This is a genomic window from Novosphingobium sp. EMRT-2, assembly GCF_005145025.1.
Taxonomy (GTDB): domain Bacteria; phylum Pseudomonadota; class Alphaproteobacteria; order Sphingomonadales; family Sphingomonadaceae; genus Novosphingobium.
In genome coordinates, this window is the sequence record NZ_CP039697.1 from 62,499 (window position 1) to 87,938 (window position 25,440).

Consider the following 25,440-nt stretch of genomic DNA (forward strand, 5'->3'; position numbering starts at 1 on the left):
GGGAGAACCGCATGCGCATTTTCCATCGCGGCTGCATGGCGCTGGCGGCGCTGTTGGCTCTGTCCGGCGTGGCGCGGGCCGCCCCGGGCGACTGGGTGCAACAGGTGCAACCCATCGCGCTTCCGGCCGACGGCAAGGGCATCGCCCTGCCGGTCACGCTGCCATCGCCCAAGGGCGCGGAAAGCCGCCACGAAGCCTGGGCGCAGCAGGGGCCGGGGCAGCGGCTGGTCTATAACGTCAATCGGCCGGAACTGATCGTCGTCCCTCCCGCCCCGGGGGTTGCGCCGGCAGGCGATCAACCGGCGGTGATTCTCGTTCCGGGTGGCGGCTTCGAGTTCCTGTCGATGAACAACGAAGGCTATGGCGTGGCCGAACGGCTCGGCAAGCTGGGCGTGCGCGTGTTCATCCTCAAGTACCGCACGCTGGTCTTGCCCGACAGCATCGACGGGTTCCGCGATGCGCTGGCGAGCACGTTCGCGGGCAAGGGGCCGCCGATCGATATCCTGCAGGATCTGCCCTATGCCGTGGCGGATGCGCAGTCCGCCGTGCGCACGGTGCGTGCGCGAGCGAAGGAATGGCATGTCGATCCCCGCCGCGTGGGGCTGCTGGGCTTTTCCGCCGGCGCGATGACGACGCTCGCGATGATGCAGGCCGATGTGCCCGATACCATGCCCGATTTCGCGGGACTAATTTATGGTCCGACCAAGACCGGCCCCGTGCCGCCCCACGCGCCGCCGCTGTTCGCGGCGCTGGCGATGGATGACCGTTTCTTTGGCAAGGACGATCTCGGCCTGATCGACGGCTGGCGCAAATCCGGTGCCTCCGTGGAATTCCACCTGTACAGCGGCGGCGGCCACGGCTTCGCCTCGCAGCCCAATGGCACCACCAGCGATGCCTGGTTCAGTCAGTACGCCTTGTGGCTGAAGGCGATGAAGATCGTGCCGTAGAATCCGCGCGGATTGTTTTTGACATAAGCGGCCCGCCAATCGGATACCACGGGCATGTGGGTATTGCTGGGCATCGCCATCATCGTCGCGGGCTTCGTGCTCCGCTTCAATCCGCTGCTCGTCATCGCGGCGGCGGCGCTGGCGACGGGGCTGGCGGCGGGGCTTGGCCCGGTGGCGATCATCGCCGCCTTCGGCAAGGCTTTCAACGATACGCGCTACGTCAGCGTGGTGTGGATCGTGCTGCCGGTCATTGGCATGCTCGAAGCCTATGGTCTGCGCGAGCGGGCGAGAACGTTGATCGGCGGGTTGCGCGGCGCCACGACGGGGCGCTTGCTGGCGGGATACCTGCTGCTGCGCCAGGCGACGGCGGCGATCGGGCTGACCTCCGTCGCCGGCCATCCGCAGACCGTGCGGCCGCTGGTGGCCCCGATGGCGCTGGCGGCGGCAGAGGCGCAGGCGGGCGACCTCCCCGAAACGGAGCGCGAGGAAATCAAGGCCTGGGCCGCCGCGACCGACAACGTCGGGCTGTTCTTCGGCGAGGACATCTTCCTGGCGATCGGGTCGATCCTGCTGATGAAAGGCCTTCTCGAACAATACGGCATCGTCGTCGAACCCTTTCAGCTTTCGGTCTGGGCCATTCCCACCGCTATCGCCGCCTTTGCGATCCACGGTTTCCGCCTATGGCTGCTGGACCGTCGCCTCGCCCGGACGAAGGGCCGGGAAACGGCGGCATGATCACGCTGCAATGGGTCTATGGCCTGGCCGGCGCGGTCTTTGCCGCCTTCGCCGTGCTGGGGCTGCGCGATGCCGGCAATGCCCGGCGGTTCCGGAATGGCGCGTTCTGGGGGCTGCTGGCCGCCAGCATGTGGGGCGGCGACCGGTTCGGCGATTTCGGCAACGGCTTGCTCGTGCTGGCGCTGGTGGGCATCGGCGCGTTGGGTTTAGGGCGGAGCGATGCGGGCGAAGTTCCATCGAACACCCGCACAGAGCGGGCGGCGCGCCATGGCAACCGTTTGTTTCTGATCGCGCTGGTCATTCCGTTGACCGCGCTGGCGGGCACCTTGCTGTTCAAACAGTTTCCAGCGCTGATCGAGAGCAAGCAGGCGACGCTGATCAGCCTTGCGCTGGGCGTGCTGCTCGCGCTGGCGGCAGGCGGCGCGCTGCTGCGCGCGCCGCTCGCGCTGCCCTTGCAGCAAGGCAGGCGGCTGATGGATCAGGTGGGCTGGGCCGCGACCCTGCCGCAGATGCTGGCCAGCCTGGGCGCCGTGTTCGCGCTGGCTGGGGTGGGTGAGGCAGTCGGCGGGATCATCCGCCTTGGCATTCCGGCGGGCAGCCTGGTTGGCGCGGTGGTGGCCTTCGGGGTGGGGATGGCGCTGTTCACCATGGTGATGGGCAATGCCTTTGCAGCATTCCCGGTGATGTTCGCCGCCATCGGCATGCCGTTGCTGATTACCACCTATCACGGCAATCCGGCGGTGATCAGCGCGATCGGGATGCTTGCCGGCTTTTGCGGCACGCTGATGACCCCGATGGCGGCCAATTTCAATCTGGTGCCCGCCGCGCTGCTGGAACTGCGCGATGACTATGGCGTGATCCGCCGCCAGATCGGCACCGCCTTGCCGTTGCTGGCGGTGAACATCGCGTTTCTCTACTGGTTCGCGTTCGCCGCCCGATAACGCCGTCAGTCGCAGGCGATGCCCGCCTGTTCCAGCCAGGCGCGGGCCGGGGCGAGATGCGCTTCGTAGTGGCGCCAGCGCTGCACGGAACCGGCGTTGAGCGGCCGGCGCACCTGCTGCGCGCTGGGCGTCGCCACCGCGCCGCTGGCGGTATGGAACGACAGGCAGGCGTCGTCCCAGGGCAGATGGCAATGATCGAGCAGGCGCCGGGTTTCGCCTTCCTGATCGGCGATCAGGGCTTCGTAGCCGAGTTCGAGCACGCGGTCGGGAAACAGATCCCGCCACAGCGCGACCAGGCCATCGAACAGGGCATAGTACCGCGCCGCATCGACGAGGTCATACGACCAGCCGTAGTAGGGCGAGGTCGTGGCGAACAGGTTCTTGTAGTTGCTCCAAACCGCATCGAGCGGATGGCGGCGCAGGCACACGATGCGGGCGTTGGGCAGCGCGCGCGCGATGTGCCCGGCGTAGAGGAAGTTGAGCGGGAACTTGTCGACGAAGATCGGCGCATCGCCCCCGGCGTGCTGCCGCGCGCGGTCGAGATAGGCGCGGCCGAGGTCTTCGGGCCGCGCCGATCGCACGCCCGCGATAGTCTCGGGATCGAGCACCATGCGCGAAGGGCTTTGCGACAGGCGTTTTAGCGCCAGCGGCATCGCCTGCAACTCGCCCGCCGATTCCAGTTGCGGGTGGGCCGCCAGGATGCGGTCGACCAGTGTCGTGCCGGTGCGCGGCATACCCACCACGAAGATCGGCGCATCCGGCAGCGCGCTTTCACCCGCGAAATAGGCGGGATCGGCAAAGGCCTGGCGCAGCGCGGCGGCGTTGCGCTCGTCGCTCTCCATCGAAAAGCCCAGCTGCTTGCGGTGCGCGGCGTTGGCGGTGGAAAGATGGCGGAAGACGTCCTCGTGCCGCTCCAGATCCTCGTATTCCTTGGCGGCGGCATAGTGGATGCGCAACCGTTCGACCGGATCGGGCTGCGCGCCGATGGCCGTTTCCAGCCGCGCGACGTGGTTGAGGTCCGCCTTCTGACGGCGCAATCCGGCAAGGCCGAGATGGGCGCGCCCGTTGCCCGGATCGTGCGCCAGCATGGCCTCGTACTGCGCCTCGGCATCGTCGGTGCGGCCGAAGAAGCCGTAGCTGCTGGCAAGGTTGAAGCGGAAGGTGACGTTGTGGGGCACGGCGGCGACGGCGCGTTCGAACAGGGGCACCGCCGCGCCATGATCGCCGAGCCGGGCATACGTGCAGCCGATCGTATCGAGCACCAGCGGATCGTCGGTGGGGCAGCGCGCGGCATGGTCGGCGGCGGCGCGGGCTTCGGCCTCCCGCCGCAGCAGGATCAGCAGGCGGGCGTGCTGCGCGGCGTATTCGGCATTGCCGCGCGCCAGCGAGACCGCCCGTTCCACGGCCGGCAGCGCGGCATTGACCCGCCCGGTTTCGGCCAGTGCCATGCCCAGCAGGAAATGCGCCTCGGGGAGCGCGGCATTCACGCGCAGCGCGGCATCGGCGAGTTGCGCGCAACCCGCCACATCGCCCCGGCGCAGCGCCGCGCGCGCCTGCTGGAGCGAGGCGGTGGTGCGATCGGCAGGCGCGGGCGAACGCAGCAGACTCACCGTTTAGCCGGCGGTGGCCGGGGGCTCGGTGCGCCGGGCCTTGATCGCGTCGATCACCGGGCGGAACGGGAACAGGAACTGCTCCCAGATCGACAGCCGCTTGCGCTCGTCCTGCCCCACCACGTCCGCTTCGCCTTCGCGATAGGTGCCGAACACGCGATCGATCAGGATCAGCGAATTGGCGTAATTGCAGCGGGTGTCTTCATAGGGCACCGAATGGTGCAGGCTGTGGTTGCGGATCGTCGTGAAGAAGAAGGAATAGAACAGCGGCGGATCGGACCGGACGTTGGCATGGGCGAACGTTGACACCACGCCCAGAATGTTCGCCGCGCAGAAGATCGCAGCCAGCGGCAGATCGAACAGCGCCACCACGCTCAGGCTGATCAGGAACAGTTCGATCGGATTGCCGACATATCCCTTCATCGCGTTCAGCTGGGTGATGTGGTGGTGCGGCGCATGGGTGAGCCAGGCCGGATGCCAGTTGTGCATCAGCCGGTGCATCCAGTACTGGCCGAACTCGATCAGGAACACGACCAGCGCCACCTGGAGCAGGAACGGCATGTGCATCGCCCAGTCGGTGGTGATGCCCAGCGATTTCTTGACCGCCTTCAGCGGATCTTCCGCCAGGGTGTTGGAAACCCACGAGATCGCGGTGTAGCCGAGGACCACGTAGAACGTATCGGTCAGGAACTCGCGCGTGTTCAACCGCCAGCCGACGTGCCGTTCGAACAGGAACTCCAGCCCCAGCACGATCGCCGTGATGGCGAGGCCGGCCACGATGATGGTCGCCGGATGCTTGGCCAGCGCTTCGGGAATCAACGCCCAGAACAGCACCACGGCGACGATCATCGCCGGGGGGATCAGGTTGACCAGCGTCTGCTTGAAGTCCTTGCCCATCGTGGTCCTCGGCGGATGGCTGTCCGAATGATGCGGGCATGCTATCGATATTACCTTTACCGTCAAGCGTAATATTCCGCATCTGCTAACGCACTTGGCGGCGCATGCCGCGGCTCTCGGGCCTAAAAGGTATTACATTGCCGCCTTCTCGTAATAACGGCGTGGACAAGCCGATTGTTTCGGACAATGCTGCACCGCGAAAGCGCAAGCGCTGTTTCCTCAAAGGAGAACCGGAATGAACAGGCTCGAGTTGGCGATGGTGACGCTTACCGCTCTTTGCGTGGCGATCCCTGCGGCGCAGGCGCAGGAAGAACAGGTGATCACCGTCCCGGGCTTCGCGGATTTCCTCGCGGTGGATGGCGATACCGTCTGGGCGACCAACAAGGGCAGGGTGGAGCAGTGGGCGCGCGGCGGCAAGCGCGCGGAAGTGCCGATGACGCGCCCCTGCGGCGCCATGGCCGTGGCCGACAGTGCACTGTGGGTCGCCGATTGCAAGGAAAGCGCGCTCAAGCGCATCGACACGCGCACCGCGCAGATCACCGCCACGATCCCGACCGGCATCGCCAATCCGTTCGGCGAGCTGAACGTCGTGGCGGGCGCCGGCTCGATCTGGGTTGCCAGCGACGGCAAGGGCGTGGTTTCGCGCGTCGATCCCGCGACCAATAGCGTGACCGCCACTATTCCGGTCGATCCGGGCACGTTCTATTTGGCATTCGGGCTGGGATCGCTGTGGGCGGTCAGCAGCGCGCAGCAGTCCGTCCAGCGCATCGATCCCGCGACCAATGCCGTTGCCGGGAAGACCGCGCTGGGCAAGGAACCGGGCTTCCTCGCCGCCGGCGAAGGCGCGGTGTGGGTGCAGGAGCAGGGCGATGGCACCGTCGCGCGGATCGATCCCGCCACGGGCGCCGTCACCGGCCGCGTCAAGGTGGGCGATAACCTCAAGTACGGCGATATCGACACTGGCGGCGGCAAGGTGTGGCTGCGCACCACCGCCGACCAGGTGTTCGTGGTGATCGACCCGGCGACGCTGGCGATCCGCGCGCGCATGGGGAAGGCGTCGGGCAGCGGCGCGCTGCGCTATACGCGCAAGGGCGTGTGGACGACCTCGCACGACGTGCACACGCTCTCGTGGTGGACCAAGCCGGGCAAGATCGGGAATTAGCGGCGTAGCCCTCTTCCCTTCAGGGGAGAGGGTTGGGAGAGGGGCAAGCGCTGCGTCAGCCCCTCTCAACTCCGGCTAGAGGCTCGCGATGTAGGCGCGCCAGCCACCCAGGTGGGTGATGTCGGTCGCCCCGTCCATCGCGCGTGGTTCGGCGACGAAGCCCTTCACGCTGCTGCCGTCGGCCAGCGTCACCGTGCCGATCGCGAGCGGAGGCACCACTTCGGCCACGAAGCTGCCGAAGGCGGCGACATCGAGTTCATAGACCTCGACCGCGATTGCCGCGCCATCGGCGCTGTGCACCAGCGCGGGCTTGGGCGGCACGCTGTCGGCGATGGCATAGAGCCGGTACGTGGGCGCTGTCTCGAACGCGCCGACGAACGCGGCCTCGCGCGAGGTGAGCTGCCAGTGCAGCGGCATGTCCTTGAGGTGGGCGCCGACGACGGCGAGTTTCACGGTCTGCATTCGTCCCTCCAGATCGAGCGGCGGTGGCGGCGGCAAGTCGGCGGCCGCCAGGTAGTCGTTGGCCAGCGTCAAAAGACCCTGATCGGTATCGGCAGGCCCGATCAGGGTGATCCCGAAGCCGGTGGCATTAGCGCGCGCGCCGGTCGGCACGGCCACGGCGGCCATGTCGAGCAGGTTCACGAAGTTGGTATAGGCGCCGAGGTTGCTGTTGAGCGCGATCGGCGCAGCCAGCAGTTCCGCCACGCGATAGGTCGTGCCCGTGGTGGGGAAAGCCAGCACGTCGATGGCGTCCCACATCTGGTCCGCCTGCCGCTTGAGCGCGGCCAGGCGATAGATGCCGTTGAACAGCGCGACCGCGCCGATGTCGCGCCCCGGTTCGACAACCTTGCGCACAGTTTCGTCGATCGCATCGGGATCGCTGGCGAGAATGCCGGCGATGGCAGCCGTGCGTTCGGCAACCCAGGGGCCGCCGTAGAGAAGCTGCGCCGCTTCCTGCAGCGGCGCCATGTCGATCTCCACGATCTCGCCCAGCGTACCGAGCTTTTCGAGCGCGCGGTCATAGAGATATTCGGATTCGGTATCGCCGAACCACAGGCGCTGTGCCCGGCGAGGCACGCCGATGCGCGCGCGGCCTACCGGGCGATCGGCCAGCGGCTTGGAATAGGGATCGGCGGCATCGAAGCCCGCCACCACGGCATCGATCAGGGCCGCACCGGCGATGTCATCGGTAAACGCGGTGATGCAATCGATCGTGCGGCAGGCCGGAACAAGGCCGCGCGTGCTCCACCGCCCCTTGCTGGGCTTGAACCCGATGAGATGGTTGAACGCGGCGGGCACGCGGCCCGATCCGGCGGTGTCGGTGCCGAGCGCGAAGGGCACCAGCCCCGCCGCGACGACGACCGCCGAACCCGAACTCGATCCGCCGCTGACATAGGCGAGGTTATGCACATTGCGCGGAATGCCATAGGGCGTGCGCGTGCCGACAAGGCCGGTGGCGAACTGATCAAGGTTGGTCTTGCCGACGCAGATCGCGCCGGCCGCTGTCAGCCGCGCGGTAACGTCCGACGAACCATCGGGGCGATAGGCGAACGCGGGGCAGCCGGCTGTCGTCTCGAAGCCGGCGACATCGATGTTATCCTTCACCGCGAAAGGCACGCCCGCCAGCGGCAGCGCTTCGCCGGCCGCGACGCGGGCATCGACGGCACGCGCGGCTTCGCGCAGCGCCTCGGGATCGGCGCGGCTGATCCAGGCCTGCGGTTGCACCGCATCGTAGGCGGCGATGCGGGCCAGCGTCTCTTCCATCACGGCGAGCGCGCTGGTTTCTCCGCTGGTGATAGCGGCGGCGGTGGCGGCAACGCCGCGCCTGGTGAACGACACGCTCATGCCAGCGGGCTCAGCGCCAGCATCGGCGCACCGGGCAGCAGCGATTGCCGCTCCTCCAGATAGAGTGCGGCGACCGTGCCCGCGCCGGGGCTTTCGACCGGGCATTCCATCTTCATCGCCTCGATCACCGCGATCGTGTCGCCGGCTTCCACCGTGTCGCCGGGGGCGACCAGCAGCTTCCATACCACACCGCCGAACGGAGCCTCGATCACGTCGGCGCCGTCCGGCACCTCGATGGCGGCGGCGGGTTCCGCTCCGCCATCCCGGTCGGTCAGGTCGGTCACCCGGTCGAATTCGCCGATGCGCTGCCATTCGGTGCGTTCGGCATCGAAGGCCGCCTGCCGTTGCGCCTCGAACGCGGCGATCGTATCGGCGTTGTCGCGCAGGAACGCGCGGTAATCGGCCAGGCGGAACTCCGATTCCTCGACCTGGATGGACCGGCGCCCGCTGGGGAAATCCCGGCGCCAGTCGGCCAGTTCCTCGGCGCTCACCTTGAAGAAGCGGATCTGGTCGAAGAAGCGCAGCAGCCACGGCTTGCCCGCCTCGAACGCGTCGGTCTCGCGGTGCGTGTTCCACACCTGGATGGTGCGGCCGAACAGCTGGTATCCGCCCGGTCCCTCCATGCCGTAGATGCACATGTAGGCCCCGCCGATGCCGACCACGTTGGGCGGGGTCCAGGTGCGCGCGGGATTGTACTTGGTCGTGACCAGCCGGTGCCGGGGATCGACCGGCGTTGCCACCGGCGCGCCCAGATAGACATCGCCCAGGCCCAGCACGAGGTAGCTGGCGTCGAAGATCACCTGCTCCACCGAGTCGGCATCGGGCAGGCCGTTCACGCGGCGGATGAATTCGATATTGTCCGGGCACCACGGCGCATCATCGCGCACGGCGGCGATGTATTTCTGGATCGTCTCGATCGTGGCGGGATCACGCCAGCTCAGCGGCAGGTGGACGATGCGCGACGGAACCGCGAAGTCCTCCAGATCGCCCAGCCGTTCCTCGGCATCGATCAGCGCGGCCAGCGCGGCGTGCTGGTCCAGCCGCACGCCGTCAAAATGGAACTGGAGCGAACGGATGCCGGGCACGATGTCGATCACGCCGGGCAGCGCCATCCGTTCCAGCTCCGCCATCAGCGCGTGGACACGGATGCGCAACTCGATGTCGAGCACGATCGGGCCGTATTCGACCAGGATGTTGCGGTCGCCCTGCTGGCGATAGACGGTGCGCGGGCGCTCGCCCTTCGCCGGAAGATCGGCCAGGATTGGGGAAAGATCGACGATGGCGCGGGCGGCGGTCGGGGCCGGCACCGTGCCGCTGGCGACGAGCGTACGCTGCGCCGCGTCGGCCTTGGTCGCGTCCTCGATCGTCACGGGGCGGAAGCACAGGCGATCGCCGGGCGCGAGTTGCCCGATCTTCCAGCGGTCCGCCGCGATCACCACGAACGGGCAGACGAAACCGCCGAGCGAGGGGCCATCAGGCCCGAGGATGATCGGCATGTCGCCGGTGAAATCCACCGCGCCGATGGCATAGGGATTGTCGTGGATGTTCGACGGGTGCAGCCCCGCCTCGCCCCCGTCGGCGCGCGCCCATTGCGGCTTGGGGCCGACCAGCCGTACGCCGGTGCGGTTGCTGTTGTAGTGGACCTGCCATTCCGCCGCCAGAATGGTGTCGATGTCCGCATCGGTGAAGAAGTCCGGCGCGCCGTGCGGGCCATAGAGCACGCGCAGGGTCCATTCCTTCGCCAGATCGGGCAGCGGCGCGGCGGGAAGGGCATCGCCCGTGGCCGCGCCCGCCGGATGCAGCGTATCACCCGCGAGCAGCCGGCGCGCGGCATGGCCGCCGAACTGGCCCAGCTCGAACGTGCTGCGGCTGTCGAGATAGGGCGGCACGTCGAGCCCGCCGGCGATCAGGATATAGCCGCGCAGCCCGCCGCCGGTAACGCGGCCGAACGCCAGCGTCTGCCCGGCCGCGATGTCGATCGCCACGCCGCGCTCGACCGGAACGCCATCGAGCCGGGCCTTGAAGTCCGCCCCCATCAGGCAGACGCGCGCGGGCGCGTTGAACAGCAGGATCGGCCCGGTGATGGTCATTTCCAGCCCGGCTGTGCCTTCGGGATTGCCGAGCAGGCGGTTGCCGAGGCGGAACGACTGGTCGTCCATCGGGCCGGATGGCGGCACGCCGATGGCCCACAGGCCTTGCCGGCCCGGCCAGTCCTGCACGGTGGTTGCGGTGCCGCCGCTGATCACGCGGATGCCGCGCGGGCCGAAATTCAGCCCGTCGAGCAGGCGGGTGGAAACATCGCCGGCCACGAACGGGGCCGCGCGCACCACATCGCGCAGCCAGCGCAGGTTGGTTTCGATCCCGTCGACGCGGCTGGCGTCGAGCGCCTGCTGCATCGCCGTGACCGCCTCGGCCCGCGTGGGCGCATGGACGATCAGCTTGGCGAGCATCGGATCGTACCACGCGCTGACCGTGGTGCCCGCCATGCACCATGTTTCGGCGCGAATATCCCCGGGGAAACTTACCGCGGTGAGCGTGCCGGATGTCGGGCGATAATCGAGCGCAGGATCTTCGGCATAGAGGCGCACCTGGATGGCGTGCCCCTTGGGTTGCGGCGCCGGCGCATCGAGCATCGCGAAATCGCCGGCCGCGCCGCGGATCATCCATTCGACCAGGTCGATACCCATGACCTCTTCGGTCACGCCGTGTTCGACTTGCAGGCGCGTGTTCATCTCCAGGAAGAAGAACCGCTCGCGTTCGGCATCGTAGAGGAACTCGACCGTGCCGGCCGACTTGTATCGCGCGGCCTCGCCCAGCCGGACGGCGGCGGCGATCAGTTCGGCGCGCACGCTGGCGGGCAGGTTCGGCGCGAGCGCTTCTTCCACGACCTTCTGGTTACGGCGCTGGAGCGAACAGTCACGCTCGCCCAGCGCCATGATCCGGCCGGTGCCATCGCCGAAGATCTGCACCTCGATGTGGCGCGCGCGGCCGACGTAGCTTTCCAGGAACACGCCAGCATCGCCGAAGTTGCCTTCGCCCAGCCGCGCCACGGCGGCGAAGCCCTGCCGCACCGCGTCATCGTCCTCGCACACGCGCATGCCGATGCCGCCGCCGCCGGCCGTGGCCTTCAGCATGACCGGGTATCCGATCTCGCGCGCCGCCGTGACGGCCTCGTCCTCGTCCTGAAGCAGTTCGGTGCCCGGCGCCAGCGGCACGCCATGGGCGCGCGCCAGCGCGCGCGCGCTGTGCTTGAGGCCGAAGGTGCGGATATTGTCGGGGTTTGGCCCGATGAAGGCGATGCCGGCCGCCGCGCACGCTTCCGCGAACTCGGCGTTTTCGGCCAGGAAGCCATAGCCCGGATGGATCGCGCCCGCGCCCGTGGCCTTGGCCGCCGCCAGGATCGCGGCGACGTTGAGATAGCTATCCGCCGCCGGGGCGGGGCCGATGCAGACCGCTTCGTCGGCCTGCGAGACATGGAGCGAATCCACATCGGCTTCCGAATAGACGGCAACCGACTTCAGGCCCATGCGGCGCAGGGTGCGGATGATCCGGGTGGCGATGGCGCCCCGGTTCGCGATCAGGACCGTATCGAAGCTCATGCCGCCACGATCATCCGTACCGGCGTCGGGTTGAACGCGTTGCAGGGATTGTTGATCTGCGGGCAGTTGGACACGACCACCGTCACGTCCATTTCCGCGCGCAGGTCCACCGTAAGCCCCGGCGCCGAAATCCCGTCGACGATGCCGAGCGCGCCGTCGGCCTCGACGGGAACGTTCATGAAGAAATTGATGTTCGAAACGATGTCGCGCTTGCTGCGCCCCTCGATCAGGTTCGCCTCAAGGAAGTTCTCGACGCAGGCGTGCTGCGCCTTGGTGTGATGGCCGTAGCGCAGCGTATTGGATTCGCATGAACACGCGCCGCCGATGGTGTCGTGGTAATCGACCGAGGTGCCGGTGATGACCATCATCGGCCGCCCCTCGTTCGATCGCAGCACGGTTCCGGCGCGCAGAAACAGGTTGCCCTGTGCCGCCACCGTATCCTGCGCGCTGTAGCGTTCGGCATCGTCGGCCGTGGCATAGAGTAGGAAATCGACCGCCTGGTTGCCTTCCAGATCGACGATCCGCAGCGTCTGCCCGGCGGCGACATGGTGCAGCCACGGCGCGCGCGACGGCACGATCTCGTCGTGCACGATGGTGCCGGGAAGCCCGGCGGTATGGGAGTCCACGCTCATGCTGGCGAATTCCTTGGCTAGCGGCGGTAGTAGTCTTCGACGTTGAGGAAGGCGCGCAGGCCTTCCGGCGTCGCATTGCGGATCGCGTCATCGGCCGGCGTCACCGGGCCGCGCCAGGCCGAAAGGCGCAGCGGGGTCACGGTCCAGTCCGGGCGCGGATCGAGCACGTGCGGGCAATTGGTGATGACCACGATCACGTCCATTTCGGCCCGCAACAGCACGGAGCGGCCGGGGTCGTAGGGACCGACCAGCGGCGTGATCGTGCCGTCCGCCTCGATCCGCGTGCCCTTGAACAGGTTGATGCAGGGATGCACGTCGCGGCGGCCAAGGCCGTGCTTCGCCGCGCCCAGCAGCAGGCGGTCGCGCCCGTTGGGGAAGGCCCCGCTGTTGCGGCCTTCGCCGTAGCGCGCGGCGTTGGTCGCCGCGTTGGAGGTACCGCAGAACGCGTCGTGCGTTCCGGCGTCGTCCTCGACGATGCTCATCAGCACGCGGCCCATGTCCGACAGCAGCAGCTTGCCCGCGCCCAGATAGGCGTTCCACTGGACCTTGACCGTATCGGCGACGTTGAGCCGCTCGGTGGGCATTTCGGCGTTGAAGACCATCAGCGAGGCGCAGGCATCACCGCGCAGGTCGATCAGGCGCAGGCGCGTGCCGCGTGCCAGCCGGCGCGTGGCATAGCCGCCGGCGGCCACTACTTCTTCCCACAGCAGGTCGTCGGCAGGGACACCGGCCGGGAGGTCTTCGGCAACCGGCGGAAGCACCGGCATCGCTTCCACTTTCGTGCCGCCCATGGCCCGCGCGTGATCGCGCGCGGCGAGCGGATCGGCCAGCGCGGCGCTCATGCGGCGGCTCCCTTGCGCGCGCCGCGCGCGGGCTTCTGTTCCCGGATGCCGCTGCCATCGGCCTCCACATCATCCTGTTCGTACAGCGGCGGCAGCAGCGCGGTGGTGGTGACCAGTTCGAGCTGGTGGACACCGCGAATGCCCCGCAGCGCGTCGCACAGCGCCTTCAGCCGTACCGCCGGACCCTGCACGAGCAGGACTTCGAGCGACTGATCGTCTTCGAGGAAGACGTGCTGCGAGGAGATGACCTCCTTGAGGTAATCGGCCTGCGTCTGGGCAAGCTGGTGCCGCACCCGCCCGCGATCGCCCCGATAGACCAAGGTGATCGTGCCGGCGAGCATCTCGTCGGGACGGGTCAGGGCTTCGTGCTCGGCCAGGGCGTGGCGAATCAGTTCGGCGATCAGCTGGGAACGCGACGGCAGGCCGCGTTCCTCCACCATCACGTCAAGCTGGCGGAACAGTTCCGCCGGAAGGCTCATGCTGAGCCGGGCAAGGTTGGCGAGAGGAGGCTCGGTGCTCATGACGCAGGTCTCTCAATTATTACTAACTTGGTCAAGTGTAATACTCTCGTCGTTCGTCGGAACCGGACGAGGCTTCAGCCGCAGGTCGTAAACGGCGGTCGCGCCAAAGCGGTGCGGCGCGTGCGGATCGATCCGGCGCTTGTCGAGCGTGAGGACGCGCGTGCCCAGCGCAAAGGCTTCGCGCAGATCGTGCGTCACCATCAGGATGGTGAGCGAATAGTCCCGCCACAGCCGCGTGATCAGCGCGTGCATGTCGGCCCGGATACCCGGATCGAGCGCGCCGAACGGCTCGTCCAGCAGCAGGATGCGGGGCCGCTTGATCAGCGCCTGCGCGATGGCCAGGCGCTGCTGCATCCCGCCCGACATCTCCGCCGGAAGCAGATCCAGGCTGTCGCCCAGCCCGACGGCGGCGAGCATGTCCGCCGCTTCGGCGGCCGCGGCGCGGCGGCGTGCGCCGAACAGCCGCGCGGTGAAGGGCGCTTCCGCGCATTCCAGCCCGAACATCACATTGCGCAGCGCGGACAGGTGCGGAAATACCGAATAGCGCTGGAACACCACGCCGCGATCCGGACCGCATTCCGGCGCCAGCGGCACGCCATCGAGCAGGATCGAGCCGCGCGTGGGCCGTTCCTGCCCCAGCACGACACGCAGAAGGCTGCTTTTGCCCGCGCCGGACGGGCCGATGATCGACACGAAGGACCCCGCCTCGATGTCGAGGTTCACCCGTTCGAGCACGACCTTGTCGCCGTATTCGACCCACAGGTCGCGCAGGCTGAGGAGCGCGCTCAATGTCCGGCTCCATGCGCCCAGGGGTAAAGACGATGGCTGAGCTTCACCAGCGCCACGTCCATCACGATCGCCAGCAGCGCGATCCACGCGACGTAGGGCAGGATGATGTCCATCGAGAGGTAGCGGCGGACAAGGAAGATGCGGTACCCCAGCCCGACATCGGACGCGATCGCCTCGGCCGAGATCAGGAACACCCAGGCCGGCCCCAGCGAGAGGCGCACCGCCTGGATCAGGCGCGGCATCGCCTGTGGCAGCGCCACGCGCAGCATCAGTTGCCAGCTGCTTGCGCCCAAGGTCTGCGCCTTGATGATCTGTTCGCGCGGCAGGCTGGCGACATGCGCGGCGATATCGCGGATCATGAAGGGCGCGATGCCGACCACGATCAGCGCCACCTTGGCGGTCTCGCCCAGGCCGAAGGCGATGAACAGGATCGGCAGCAGCGCGATCGGCGGGATCACCGCGATGCCGGTGACCAGCGGACCGAACGTGGTGCGCACTGGCGGCAGCACGCCCAGCACCAGTCCAACGAGCAGCGCCGAGACGGTGGAGATGGCCAGCCCCAGCCCGAGGCGTTGCAGGCTCGCCAGCGTATCGGCCCAGAACACGATCTGTCCTGAAAGCGCGTCCGGCTCGCTCAGCAGCCCGGACATGGCCTCCACCATGCCGCCGGGCAGGGGCAGGATCTTGTCCGAGGGGTTGGCGGCATGGCGGCTGGCGGCCATGAACAGATAGAAGATGATCAGGATCACGACCGGCGCGGCGCCTAGCAGCACGCGATTGCCCGGCCGGATCTGGCGGTTTACCCAGCGCATGGGACCTCTACTTGGTTCGTACAATCAACGGGCACCGGGCCGGCTCAAAGCTTGCCGTCGGCGGCCATTTTCATGAAGCTTTCGTCGAAGCGCAGGGTTACATGCCCCGGATCGCCCAGGGTCTTGCCGCCGGGGAAGGCCATGCCCACCGCGTCGGCCGACTTCGCGCCCTGGCCGAACAGCCCCTTGGAGAAGCTGAAATCGCGCACGCGGGTCATCGTGGTGATCAGCGCCGGCGCGGACGTAGCCTCCACCGCTTCCTTGGGATCGGCATAGAGGTGCGTGGTCGCCAACTGGCTGTCGAACACCTCCGGCGTCGTCCCCGCCAGCTTGGCCATCGCCGCGCGCGCGGCCTTGCCCTGTTCGTCCTGCCGCAGCATCAGCGCCGTCGTCTCGTACCAGATCGCGGTCAGCGCCTTGCCTAGGTTGGGATTGGCCTTCAGCGTCGCCGTATCCACCACCAGCAGATCGAGAATCTCGCCGGGGATCTTCGACGAATCGAACACCAGCTTGGCGCCCGGCTGCGCTTTCATTACCGAAAGCTGCGGATTCCAGGCGACCGCGGCGGTTGCCTGCGGGCTGGCCCAGGCGCTGACGATGTCCGCGTCCGAGGTGTTCACCGTCTTCACGTCGGTCAGTTGCAGCCCGATCGAATTGAGCGCGCGGGCGAGCAGGTAGTGGGACACCGACAGTTCGGCGAGATAGACCTGCTGTCCCTTGATCGCGGCCAGGTTGTCGGCGCCCTTGAGCACGATGCCGTCGTTGCCGTTGGAATAGTCCCCCATGATGAGCGAGGTGGTGTCCTTGCCGCCTGCGGCGGGAATGGTCAGCGCATCCATGTTGGCGACCGTGACGCCGTCCAGCTTGCCGGCGGTGTACTGGTTCACCGATTCGACGTAGTCGTTCACCTGAACGATGTTGATCTTCACGCCGTACTTGTCGGCCCACTTCTTCACGATGCCCGCTTGCTGCGCATAGGGCCAGGGCATCCAGCCGGCATAGATCGACCAGCCGATGTTGAACTCGGTCCGCGACTCGGCCTTCGTGCCACCCCCGGATGAGCAGGACGCGGCCAGCAAGGCCCCGGCCATAAGGGTGATCGTTCCAGCGACGCGAATCCGGTTCAGCATGAGTGAGACCCCTTTTTGCACTGCAACATTGCCGCATCCAAAGGCGTTTGTCTATGCGTCATTATTACCATTGCGCACTTTTGTAATATCCCTAGCTTTCCCTCGCATCGCGATCGGCCGCAGGAAGCCGAAGCATCCGCAGTTCCGGGAGAGAATGCCCCCTGAGGCATTTAGCCGCCGCCCGTCTCATGGGGAGGAGGGCGGTAGGCCGTGGCAATTGGGGAGCCGCTACATGGTGCAAAAGAACGCATTCCGCGCCGCCATCTTATCCGCAACCGCGCTCGTCGGAGTCTGGGGAACGCCCGGATTCGCGCAGACCGCTCCCGCCGAGGCGTCGGCGGACGTGCCGGCCGATCCGTCCGCCGAAGGTCTGGAAACCATCGTCGTCACCGGCACGCGCCGTTCGGTGAGCATCCAGGATGCGCCAATCAACATCGCGGCCGTCACGGCCGACAGCCTCAAGCGCGATCACATCGACGATGTGCGGTCGCTGGCGGCGTTCACGCCCGGCATTACCGTGCAGGACACCGGACCGCGCAATACCGGCACGATCGTTCTGCGTGGTCTCAGCGCTGACGACAACAGCAGCTTCGGTGACAACTACAACAACACGCTCGCCACCTATATGGGCGAAATTCCGCTCTATCAGGACTTCAAGTTCCTCGACATGGATCGGATCGAGGTTCTGCTTGGCCCGCAAGGCACGCTCTATGGCCTGGGTACGCTGGCGGGGGCGATCCGCTACATTCCCAACCGTCCCGATCCGGACAACTGGTCGGGCACGGCCCACGGCCGCGTCTACGGGGTATCGCATTCGTCAAAGCCGGGCTTCCAGATGGACGGCACGATCAACATTCCGATCGTTCCCGGCAAGATCGCCTTCCGTTCGACCACGGGATACTACAACGATCCCGGCTTCATGGATTACGTCTATCTGGTGAACACGCCGGGCGTTTCCCTGGCGCAGCCGCAGCAGCCCGGCACGTTCTTCGGCTCGATCGGCACGCCCGACCAGATCAAGGCGAACCTGCACACCTACAAGGACGCCAACTTCGAGCACACGTTAACGACGCGCAACCAGCTTGGCATTTTCCCGGCTGACTGGCTCAAGGTCTACCTGACCTATGCCTACCAGACCACCGACACCAACGGTCGGCAGGCCAACGGCGGTGGCGTGTTCGGCACCAGCAAGTACCAGGCGCCGTGGCGCTATCTCGAACCGTCGAAGCGCAAGGCGCACCTCTATGCGGCCGAGGTCGAGGCAGACATTGGCGAGATTGCCCAGCTGGTTTCGGCAACGGCGATCACGAAGCAGACGATCGACAGCTCCGTCGACGTGACCGACCTGCTGATCGATCTCGATTACGGTTACGAACTGTTCCCGGCGTTTTCCGGCTACACCAAGCAGAACGTCAAATACGACCAGTTCAACCAGGAAATCCGCCTCGTTTCCAAGCACGGCGGGCCTTTCAGCTGGGTTCTGGGCGGGTTCTACAACAACTTCCGCACCAAATCGCAGTATCGCGAAATCGTGCCTGGCTATCCGGCCTATGCCGGGATCAACCGCCCGGACGAAGTGGAATATGCCTCGTTCGTTGACAGCCGCACCAAGGAAAAGGCGGTTTTTGGCGAACTCAGCGTAACGCCGATCAAGAACCTGCAGTTCACCGGCGGTGCCCGCTATTACAACTACGATGCTTTCGTGAACGGCGGTCAGGCGCTGCCGCTTTTCCAGACCTATCCGAACATCAATTTCCGCTCGCGTTCGGGCAGCACCAAGGACAACGGTGTGGTCTGGAAGTTCAACGGCTCGTACAAGTTCTCTCCCGATCTGATGGCCTACGCCACCTACAGCAAGGGCTATCGCATCGGCGGTGTGAACCGCGTTGCGCCGTGCGTGCTGCCGTTGCCGCCGGGCCAGAACATCTGCGCCCTGCCTAACGAACTGTCCTATCAGCCCGATACCACCAAAAACATCGAAGTGGGCGTTCGTGCCACGCTGTTCGGCGGCAAGCTGCGCGGCAGCATCGCGGCCTATCACATCGACTGGGACGGCATCCAGCTTGCCGGCCAGACGGTAAACGGTGCGACCGGCATTACCGTCAATGGCGGCAAGGCCGTTTCGAAGGGCATCGAACTGACGTTCACCGCCAAGCCCTTCGAAGGGCTGACCATCAACGGCAGCTATGCCTACAACGATGCGCATCTGACCCAGACGGTGCCGGACCTGCTGAAGGTGGAAGGCGGCGCGGTGGATGCGCTGGCCGGCGCGCGGCTTCCGGGATCGACCAAGAATTCCGGCAGCCTGGGTGCGGTTTACGAACTGCCGGTCAACGAACGCGACAGCATGGTCTTTACCTGGACCGCGACCTACACCGGCAACATCCTCTCGCGCGTTGGCGCGCTGGGGAACGGTGAGGTGCTGCCCGCCTATACCGTGCATCGCGCCTCGATCACCTACAAGCTGGGGCCGGATCTCGAATTCCGCGCCTATGCCGACAACATCTTCGACAAGTTCGCGGTGACATCGGTGGGCAACGATCTCTCGCGCCGGATTGTCAACGACGGTATCGTTTCGCGCTATTATGCGAACAACGTGCTGTCGCCGCGCAAGTTCGGCGTGGAATTCACCAAGCGGTTTTGAGTGACATCTGATCGGGGCCTTGCCGAAAGGCTTGGCCCCGATCGCATTCCGCAGGCTTTTCCCAGGAGTGTCCGATGGAACCGACCAAAACCTACAATCCCGCGCTGTCGGGCAATCCGCAGTCCGCTACGGGCCGCGTCTATCCCAATGGCAATCCCGATCTGGGGTACAACCTGCCCGGTGCCCGCAACACCGACAGCGCGGTTCCGCTCCATCGCGGCAAGCCCGTGGTCCATGGCTACGCCTGCGATGGCCCCGCGCCGGGAGCCATCGGGTTCCGCTGGACCTACGGTTCCAACGTCGCGGCGAAGAACCGCGATCCGCGCGTGCAGGTGATCCAGTACAACGAGGACACCTTCATCCTGCGCCAGAACGTGTGCGTCCATTGGGAAGCGCCGTTCACCTACCTGCTGTTCGGCAACAAGGGCGCGCTGCTGATCGACAGCGGCGCCACGGCCGAGGCCCACCTCTATCCGCTGCGCGAAACGGTCGACGCGATCATCGCCCGCATCGGGCAGGTGCGCGGCTGGCGCGACATTCCGCTGACCGTCGCCTGCACTTCGGGCGAGGACGTGGCGCAGAACCAGGGGTTGCGGCAATTCGCCGGGCGTCCGGGCACGACGATCGTGCCCACGCCGCTCGCGGTGATGAAGCAGCACTACGGGCTTGCCGCAAGCTGGCCGGCGGGCACGGGCCGGATCGACCTTGGCGGCCGGGTGATAGACGTGATCCCCACGCCCGGCACGCACAAGGATGGCGTCAGCTTCTACGATCCCTATTGCGATTTCCTGTTCACCGGCGACCTGCTGTTTCCCGGCAAGATCAACATTGCCAACGACAGGGATTTCCTTGCCTCGCTCGAACGGTTGAAGGCGTGGACCGCCAGCCATCCGGTCAAGTGGATCATGGGTGGACACATCGAGATGATGTTCGTGCCCGGCAAGGCCTACCCCCGTTTCGCCACCTACAAGCCCTATGAGCGGGTTCTGGAAATGGTGCCGGCAGTGCTGGACGAGGCAATCCAGTATGCACGCGAGATCCAGGGGCACGACCGGATGCTGATCCGCCCGGACTTCATCCTGCTCAACAACGTCAGCCCGGATCAGCGCACGCTGGAATGGCCTGAAGGCGTGCCCAACATCAATCCGCCCCGGCCGTTCTGAAACGCCCTATCCCTTTTTCGACAAGGACGAGACCCATGGATCGTCGCACGTTCCTGACCACCTCCTCGGCCGCCGCAGTGCCGCTCGGCAGCATTGGCGCCGCAGGCCTTGCGCGGGCGGCCGCGCCGGCCACGCCGATCGACTTCAAGAGCAATCTTCCCGCGCCGGGCAGTTTCCCGGACCGGTGGATCTGCGGTTCCCCTTCGTGCATGGACAACACCGATCCGCCGGTGCAGGTCCACTGGTACAACCCGCACACCGCCATCCTGCGCCAGAACAAGGCCTACAGCTACGAAGCACCGTTCGCGCCGCTCTACTTCGGCAACGATCGCGTGCTGCTGCTCGACGAAGGTTTCGTCCAGTTGCGCAACGACTGGGACCTGCGCGGCGTGGTCGATGGTTGCATCGCCGACTGGTGCAAGCGCAACGGGCGCGATCCCGCCAGCCTGGAGCTGCTGGTCGCGTTCAGCCACCTGCACGCCGATCACTACGCGGCCACCAACCAGTTCGCCGACCGGCCGAATACGCGCTACATGGGCCTCACCCAGGAAGAGATGATGGGCTTCTGGGGCATGACCAATTTCCCCGAGGAGCGCGTGACGCTGGACCTGGGCGGGCGCGACATCCTGATCTGGGGATCGCCGGGCCACGTCATGTCCGAATTCGCGCATTACGATACCTACACGCAGATCCTCTACACCGGGGACATGTTCTATCGCGGGCGCTGCTACATCAGCTTCTGGCAGCCGTGGTTCGACAGCATGAAGCGCCTGATCGACTTCTGCGATACGCACCCGGTCAGCCACGTGATGGGCTGCCATGTCGAAATCAGCAAGGACGGGCAGGACTATGCCTATGGCATGACCTACCAGCCCGACGAGGCGCCGGTGCAGATGACCGTGCAGCAACTGCGTGAGGCGTTCGAGTACGCCAAGACGATCACCAAGCCGGGCATCTACTTCACCGGCACGGTGTTCCTGTGCAACCAGACGCGCGGCACCACCACGATCGACCAGAACCCCTATCGGTACTGACACGCGGGACGGCCGGCTGGCCGGCGGTGTGGTCTTGCGTTAGGGCTGGTAGCGCATGACCACGCTGACGCAGGATACCGCCGCCGGTTTCGTCCGGCTCACGCTGGGCCATCTGGGCCGGCCATACCCGTTCAAGATGGATCTCGTCCTGAACGGGCCGGAGGACGCCCGGCCCCCGGCCGAGCATCACCCGATCTTCCACGGCAGTTTCGACTGGCACAGCTGCGTCCACGGCTGGTGGCAGGTGATGCGGCTGGCGCGGCTCTATCCCGCCATGCCGGAAGCCGCCGAAGTCCGCGCGCGCGCCGGTGTGATGCTGGTGCCGGAAAAGGTCACCGGCGAACTGGCCTATCTCCAGCGGCCCGGTGCGGCGGGGTTCGAGCGGCCCTATGGCTGGGCGTGGCTGCTGGCGCTGCACGGCGAACTGGCGCGACACGATGGGCCCTGGGCCGCTGCCGTGGAGCCGCTGGCGCGCGCGTTCGCTACTCGCTTCCATGCGTTTCTGCCCAAGCTGACCTACCCCATCCGCGTGGGCACGCACTTCAACATCAGCTTCGCGCTCACGCTCGCGCACCGCTGGGCGAAGGCGCACGACCCGGCTCTGCGCGCGCTGATCGAGGCGCGTGCGGGCGACTGGTTCCTGGCCGATAGCGATTGCCAGGCCTGGGAACCGGCCGGGGACGAGTTTCTCTCGCCCGCGCTGGCCGAAGCGCTGCTGATGAGCCGGGTGCTCGACCCCGATGCCTTCGCGGCCTGGTTCGCCGCGTTCCTGCCGCGCGCGGAACAAGGCCAGCCCGCCACGCTGTTCACGCCCGCGCGGGTATCGGACCGCAGCGACGGCAAGATCGCGCATCTGGACGGGCTGAATCTCAGCCGCGCGTGGTGCTGGCGCGCGATCGGCGCGGCGCTGGCGCCGCATCCGCTGGAGCCGCTGATCGCGCGGGCCATCGACGACCATCTGGCTGCCAGCCTGCCGCACGTCGCCGGCGACTACATGGGCGAGCACTGGCTGGCGACATTCGCCCTGCTGGCGCTGGTCGGCGATTAGCTCAGGTGGCGGGCCGCTTTTCGGGGCCGTATCGCCAGCGCCAGATCAGCGCCGGCAACAGCAGCAGCGATAGCACCAGCGAGGTCGCCAGTCCGCCCAGAATGACAAGCGCCATCGGTCCCTGAACCTCGCGCCCGGATTGCCCGCTTTCCCATGCCAGCGGCGCCAGCGCGAACGCGGTGACGAGTGCGGTGAGGACGATCGGCGTCACCCGTTCGCGCGTGGCGCGCAGCACGGTCTCGATCGTCCAGGGCAAGCCATCGCGAGCGACGAGTTCGTCGACATGCGCGACCAGCAGGATCGCGTTGCGCGCTGAGATGCCGAACAGGGTGATGAACCCGACCAGCGAGCCGAGCGAGATCACGCCGCCGGTCAGCGCCACCGCCAGCACACCACCGGCCATCGCCAGCGGCATCCCGGCCAGGATGAGCAGGGCGGGGCGCAGGCCGCCGAAGGCCACGACCAGCAGAATCACCATCGCCACGGCGGTGAACAGGACATGGCTGCCCAGCTGCCGCGCCGCCTTGGCCTGCCCTTCCGCCGCGCCGGCCCAGGACAGAAACACGCCGGGGGGCAGATGGACGTTGCGCGCGATCCGCGCCTTGGCGGTGGAGACGAGGCCGGAGACGTCGCCATCGGTGACGTTGGCCGTCACGACCTGCCGGCGCTGCCCGCCCTCGTGCGCGATCGACAGGCGTTCGGTGCCGAGCGCGATCGTGGCGATGTCCGCCAGCCGCACGGCGCCGCCGCTGGTCGTGCGCACCAGCGTCTGCCCCAGCGCTTCCGGATCGCGGCGCTGGTCTTCGGGAACGGTGACCGCGACATCGACCGTGCGATCCGGCAGCGCCACGACACCCGCCGGCTGCCCCGCGAAGGTGGCGCGGATGGCATCGCCCGCATCGGCCGCGCTCACCCCGCGCAGCGCCATGCGCGCGGGATCGAGCGTGACTCCTAGCATCGGCGTGCCGGGATCGGTCTTCACGCGGACGTCGGCCGCCGTCGGCAAGGCGCGCAACTGCGCCGCTATCGCCGCGGCGACGCGATCCAGCGTATCGAGATCGGCGCCGTGGACGCTGATCGAAACGGCCGCCGTCTCGCCCGAAAGCGATTCGCTGATGCGATCGCCCAGGAACGTCGTCACCTCGCTCTGGAGCGCGGGGGTATCGGACAGGATCTTGCGCATCTTTGCGAGCGCGCGGTCCTCTCCCGTGCCATCGACGTCCGGCTTCAGGCGGACGTGGAACTCGCCCCGGTGCGGGGGCCAGGTATCCTCGCCCGCTTCGGCGCGGCCCATTTGTTCCTCGACGCTCAGCACTTCGGGGATGGCCAGCAGCCCCCGCGAAATCCGCTCGCCCGTGGCGCGCATCCAGTCGAACGAGGCGCCGGCCGGCCCGCTGACCTGGAGCACGTAATGCCGCTCGCGGAACGAGGGCAGCAGTTCCGCCCCGAACGAGAGCGCGCCGGCCAGCGCGGTCAGGCCGATCAGCCCGATCGCCAGCGCCGCGCCCGCCGGCCTTTGTATCAGCCGCCCGACAACGCTTTCGTGCGCTTGCTTGAAGTGGTGCAGGAATATCGGTTCCGGGCGCGGCTCGTGCCCGTGCAGGAACAGCAGCGCCAGCGCCGGCGTGACCGTCAGCGCGACCAGCAGCGACGCCATCGTTGCCAGCAGGAACGCGAGGCCGAGCGGTGCGAAGAACGCGCCCTGCAGGCCGGTCAACAGGATCACCGGAACCATGGTCAGCGCCAGCACGAACGTGGCATAGACCACGGGCGCGCGCACCTCGATCGAAGCGGCCTCGATGATCGCGCGCCGGTCGGCACCGTCGGGCACGCCGCGCAGACGGCGCACGATGTTCTCGATATCGACGATGGCATCGTCGATCACCACGCCCAGCGCCACGGCAAGGCCGCCCAGTGTCATCGTGTTGATCGTCTGGCCCATTGCATCGAGCGTGACCAGCGCCGCCAGCAGCGAAAGGGGGATCGAGACGAAGGCGATCAGCGTGACGCGCCAATCGCGCAGGATCAGCATCAGCACCAGCGCGATCATCAGCGCCCCGACCACCAGATCGCGTTCGATCCCGCCCAGCGCGCTTTCGATGAAGTTGGCGGGCCGGTGCATCGCCGGCATGATCTGCACCCCGACGGCCGTCAGCGCGGGCGTGACTTCGGCCAGCGCCGCTTCCAGATTGCGCGTGGTCTGCAAGGTGTTCGCGCCATACTGGCTCGACAGCGTCATCAGCACGCCGGGACGCCCCATGATCAGCGCGTCGCCCTGCCGGGGCGCGGCGGCATCGATCACTTGCGCGACATCGCCGACCCGCACGGTTCCGCCGCTGCCCGTGGAGAGCACGGAGTCCGCGATCTGGCGCGCGGTCATCGCGCTGGGGCCGGGATCGATCAGGATGCGCTGGCTGGGCGTGTCGGCAAAGCCGCCGCCGTTGACGTGGATGGCGCGGTCGACGGCGGCGGCAAGATCGGCGAACGTCAGGCTGCGGGCGAGCAGACGCGCGGGATCGGCTCGCACCTCGATCCGGCGCTGTTCGCCGCCGAACACGTTCGCGCGCGCCACGCCCGGCGCGGCGAGCAGGCGCTGGCGGACTGTCCACTCGACCAGATCGCGCAGCGCCATGGGGCTCAGGCGATCGCTGGTGAAGCCGATCTTGAGCAGGTCCATGGTCGAGGAGGTCAGTGGCGTTATGCGCGGCGTGTCGGACCCGGCGGGCAATTGTGGAATGGCATCGGCCAGCGCTTCGGACACCTGCTGCCGCGCGCGATAAGGATCGACGCCTTCGTGGAACGTCACGTCGATGACCGACAAGCCCTGGATCGATTCCGAACGGACCGTCTCCACGCCGTTGGCGCCGTTGATGACCGCTTCCAGCGGCCGGGTGATGAGCATTTCGACCTGCCGCGGCGTATAGCCCGGCGCTTCGGTCTGGATGCTGGCCTGCGGCGGCACGAACTCCGGAAACACGTCGTAGGCGGCGCCAACCATCCGCATCGCGCCGAGCCCGAGCAGGACCAGCGCGAGCACCAGCACGGTCGAGGCATGGCGCAGCGACTGACGGACGATAAACGACAGCATC

19 protein-coding genes are annotated in these 25,440 nt (G+C 67.1%); 8 read left to right on the forward strand and 11 right to left on the reverse strand.

Going from position 1 to position 25,440, the window contains the following annotated elements:
• Nucleotides 1-11: 11 nt before the first annotated feature.
• From FA702_RS18530 to FA702_RS18540, 3 genes are read left to right on the forward strand one after another with little or no spacing between them, the layout of a single operon-like run.
• Nucleotides 12-947, forward strand: coding sequence for an alpha/beta hydrolase (locus FA702_RS18530; RefSeq protein ID WP_136957613.1), 936 nt, complete (start codon nucleotides 12-14; stop codon nucleotides 945-947).
• A gap of 54 nt (nucleotides 948-1,001) precedes the next feature.
• Nucleotides 1,002-1,682 (forward strand): DUF969 domain-containing protein, encoded by a 681-nt coding sequence (locus FA702_RS18535; protein WP_136957614.1) that lies wholly within the window; start codon nucleotides 1,002-1,004, stop codon nucleotides 1,680-1,682.
• Nucleotides 1,679-2,623: a DUF979 domain-containing protein gene (locus FA702_RS18540; protein ID WP_136957615.1), complete on the forward strand. Its 945-nt coding sequence runs from the start codon at nucleotides 1,679-1,681 to the stop codon at nucleotides 2,621-2,623. Before FA702_RS18535 ends, FA702_RS18540 begins: the two co-directional genes overlap by 4 nt.
• A gap of 5 nt (nucleotides 2,624-2,628) precedes the next feature.
• Here FA702_RS18540 and FA702_RS18545 read toward each other — a convergent pair whose 3' ends face one another.
• Together FA702_RS18545 and FA702_RS18550 are read right to left on the reverse strand one after the other, a co-directional pair.
• On the reverse strand, nucleotides 2,629-4,233 hold the full coding sequence (locus FA702_RS18545; RefSeq protein ID WP_255504879.1) for a tetratricopeptide repeat-containing sulfotransferase family protein: 1,605 nt from the start codon (nucleotides 4,231-4,233) through the stop codon (nucleotides 2,629-2,631).
• A gap of 3 nt (nucleotides 4,234-4,236) precedes the next feature.
• Entirely contained in the window at nucleotides 4,237-5,130 is an 894-nt protein-coding gene (locus tag FA702_RS18550) for a sterol desaturase family protein (RefSeq protein ID WP_136957616.1), read from the reverse strand.
• 235 nt (nucleotides 5,131-5,365) lie between these two features.
• On the opposite strand from FA702_RS18550, the gene FA702_RS18555 reads away from it, so the two are divergent.
• A complete protein-coding gene (locus FA702_RS18555) occupies nucleotides 5,366-6,292 on the forward strand; it encodes a YncE family protein (protein WP_136957617.1) in 927 nt (308 codons plus the stop codon).
• A 75-nt stretch (nucleotides 6,293-6,367) separates the two neighbouring features.
• On the opposite strand, the gene atzF is transcribed toward FA702_RS18555, so the two are convergent.
• The 8 genes from atzF to FA702_RS18595 are packed head-to-tail and all read right to left on the reverse strand — an operon-like array spanning nucleotide 6,368 to nucleotide 16,462.
• The gene (gene atzF / locus FA702_RS18560) at nucleotides 6,368-8,137 is read right to left on the reverse strand and encodes an allophanate hydrolase (protein WP_136957618.1); all 1,770 of its coding nucleotides are present in this window, start codon (nucleotides 8,135-8,137) and stop codon (nucleotides 6,368-6,370) included.
• A complete protein-coding gene (gene uca, locus FA702_RS18565) occupies nucleotides 8,134-11,736 on the reverse strand; it encodes an urea carboxylase (RefSeq protein ID WP_136957619.1) in 3,603 nt (1,200 codons plus the stop codon). Before uca ends, atzF begins: the two co-directional genes overlap by 4 nt.
• Entirely contained in the window at nucleotides 11,733-12,368 is a 636-nt protein-coding gene (locus FA702_RS18570; RefSeq protein WP_136957620.1) for an urea amidolyase associated protein UAAP2, read from the reverse strand. Before FA702_RS18570 ends, uca begins: the two co-directional genes overlap by 4 nt.
• Before the next feature lie 17 nt (nucleotides 12,369-12,385).
• Entirely contained in the window at nucleotides 12,386-13,210 is an 825-nt protein-coding gene (locus FA702_RS18575; protein WP_136957621.1) for an urea amidolyase associated protein UAAP1, read from the reverse strand.
• Nucleotides 13,207-13,731, reverse strand: coding sequence for a CopG family ribbon-helix-helix protein (locus tag FA702_RS18580; RefSeq protein ID WP_255504880.1), 525 nt, complete (start codon nucleotides 13,729-13,731; stop codon nucleotides 13,207-13,209). The genes FA702_RS18575 and FA702_RS18580 overlap by 4 nt, the downstream gene beginning before the upstream one ends.
• A gap of 12 nt (nucleotides 13,732-13,743) precedes the next feature.
• Nucleotides 13,744-14,520: an ATP-binding cassette domain-containing protein gene (locus FA702_RS18585; protein ID WP_124810406.1), complete on the reverse strand. Its 777-nt coding sequence runs from the start codon at nucleotides 14,518-14,520 to the stop codon at nucleotides 13,744-13,746.
• A complete protein-coding gene (locus FA702_RS18590; RefSeq protein ID WP_136957622.1) occupies nucleotides 14,517-15,332 on the reverse strand; it encodes an ABC transporter permease in 816 nt (271 codons plus the stop codon). Before FA702_RS18590 ends, FA702_RS18585 begins: the two co-directional genes overlap by 4 nt.
• 44 nt (nucleotides 15,333-15,376) lie before the next feature.
• Nucleotides 15,377-16,462, reverse strand: coding sequence for a putative urea ABC transporter substrate-binding protein (locus tag FA702_RS18595; RefSeq protein ID WP_136957623.1), 1,086 nt, complete (start codon nucleotides 16,460-16,462; stop codon nucleotides 15,377-15,379).
• Nucleotides 16,463-16,694: 232 nt separating this feature from the next.
• Here FA702_RS18595 and FA702_RS18600 point away from each other — a divergent pair, with 232 nt between their 5' ends.
• The 4 genes from FA702_RS18600 (at nucleotide 16,695) to FA702_RS18615 (ending at nucleotide 22,351) form a co-directional block, all read left to right on the forward strand.
• Nucleotides 16,695-19,106, forward strand: a complete 2,412-nt coding sequence (locus FA702_RS18600) for a TonB-dependent receptor (RefSeq protein ID WP_136957624.1) — start codon at nucleotides 16,695-16,697, stop codon at nucleotides 19,104-19,106.
• Between the two features lie 74 nt (nucleotides 19,107-19,180).
• The gene (locus tag FA702_RS18605; RefSeq protein WP_136957625.1) at nucleotides 19,181-20,269 is read left to right on the forward strand and encodes an MBL fold metallo-hydrolase; all 1,089 of its coding nucleotides are present in this window, start codon (nucleotides 19,181-19,183) and stop codon (nucleotides 20,267-20,269) included.
• Nucleotides 20,270-20,304: 35 nt separating this feature from the next.
• On the forward strand, nucleotides 20,305-21,303 hold the full coding sequence (locus FA702_RS18610; RefSeq protein ID WP_136957626.1) for an MBL fold metallo-hydrolase: 999 nt from the start codon (nucleotides 20,305-20,307) through the stop codon (nucleotides 21,301-21,303).
• Nucleotides 21,304-21,358: 55 nt separating this feature from the next.
• Complete coding sequence (locus FA702_RS18615) at nucleotides 21,359-22,351, forward strand: DUF2891 domain-containing protein (protein ID WP_136957627.1); 993 nt, start codon at nucleotides 21,359-21,361, stop codon at nucleotides 22,349-22,351.
• Nucleotide 22,352: 1 nt separating this feature from the next.
• Here the strand turns inward: FA702_RS18615 and FA702_RS18620 are convergent, their stop codons facing one another.
• Nucleotides 22,353-25,439 (reverse strand): efflux RND transporter permease subunit, encoded by a 3,087-nt coding sequence (locus tag FA702_RS18620; protein ID WP_136957628.1) that lies wholly within the window; start codon nucleotides 25,437-25,439, stop codon nucleotides 22,353-22,355.
• Nucleotide 25,440: the final 1 nt, after the last annotated feature.

Excerpts from the sequence above, each read along its gene's own strand:
- FA702_RS18575 (WP_136957621.1), bottom strand. The coding sequence starts at position 13,210 with ATGAGCGCCGCGCTGGCCGATCCGCTCGCCGCGCGCGATCACGCGCGG.
- FA702_RS18535 (WP_136957614.1), top strand. The coding sequence starts at position 1,002 with ATGTGGGTATTGCTGGGCATCGCCATCATCGTCGCGGGCTTCGTGCTC.
- FA702_RS18540 (WP_136957615.1), top strand. The coding sequence starts at position 1,679 with ATGATCACGCTGCAATGGGTCTATGGCCTGGCCGGCGCGGTCTTTGCC.
- FA702_RS18590 (WP_136957622.1), bottom strand. The coding sequence starts at position 15,332 with ATGCGCTGGGTAAACCGCCAGATCCGGCCGGGCAATCGCGTGCTGCTA.
- FA702_RS18605 (WP_136957625.1), top strand. The coding sequence starts at position 19,181 with ATGGAACCGACCAAAACCTACAATCCCGCGCTGTCGGGCAATCCGCAG.
- FA702_RS18580 (WP_255504880.1), bottom strand. The coding sequence starts at position 13,731 with ATGAGCACCGAGCCTCCTCTCGCCAACCTTGCCCGGCTCAGCATGAGC.
- FA702_RS18600 (WP_136957624.1), top strand. The coding sequence starts at position 16,695 with ATGGTGCAAAAGAACGCATTCCGCGCCGCCATCTTATCCGCAACCGCG.
- FA702_RS18530 (WP_136957613.1), top strand. The coding sequence starts at position 12 with ATGCGCATTTTCCATCGCGGCTGCATGGCGCTGGCGGCGCTGTTGGCT.
- FA702_RS18615 (WP_136957627.1), top strand. The coding sequence starts at position 21,359 with ATGACCACGCTGACGCAGGATACCGCCGCCGGTTTCGTCCGGCTCACG.
- FA702_RS18570 (WP_136957620.1), bottom strand. The coding sequence starts at position 12,368 with ATGAGCGTGGACTCCCATACCGCCGGGCTTCCCGGCACCATCGTGCAC.
- FA702_RS18550 (WP_136957616.1), bottom strand. The coding sequence starts at position 5,130 with ATGGGCAAGGACTTCAAGCAGACGCTGGTCAACCTGATCCCCCCGGCG.
- FA702_RS18610 (WP_136957626.1), top strand. The coding sequence starts at position 20,305 with ATGGATCGTCGCACGTTCCTGACCACCTCCTCGGCCGCCGCAGTGCCG.
- FA702_RS18620 (WP_136957628.1), bottom strand. The coding sequence starts at position 25,439 with ATGCTGTCGTTTATCGTCCGTCAGTCGCTGCGCCATGCCTCGACCGTG.
- FA702_RS18595 (WP_136957623.1), bottom strand. The coding sequence starts at position 16,462 with ATGCTGAACCGGATTCGCGTCGCTGGAACGATCACCCTTATGGCCGGG.
- atzF (WP_136957618.1), bottom strand. The coding sequence starts at position 8,137 with ATGAGCGTGTCGTTCACCAGGCGCGGCGTTGCCGCCACCGCCGCCGCT.
- FA702_RS18555 (WP_136957617.1), top strand. The coding sequence starts at position 5,366 with ATGAACAGGCTCGAGTTGGCGATGGTGACGCTTACCGCTCTTTGCGTG.
- uca (WP_136957619.1), bottom strand. The coding sequence starts at position 11,736 with ATGAGCTTCGATACGGTCCTGATCGCGAACCGGGGCGCCATCGCCACC.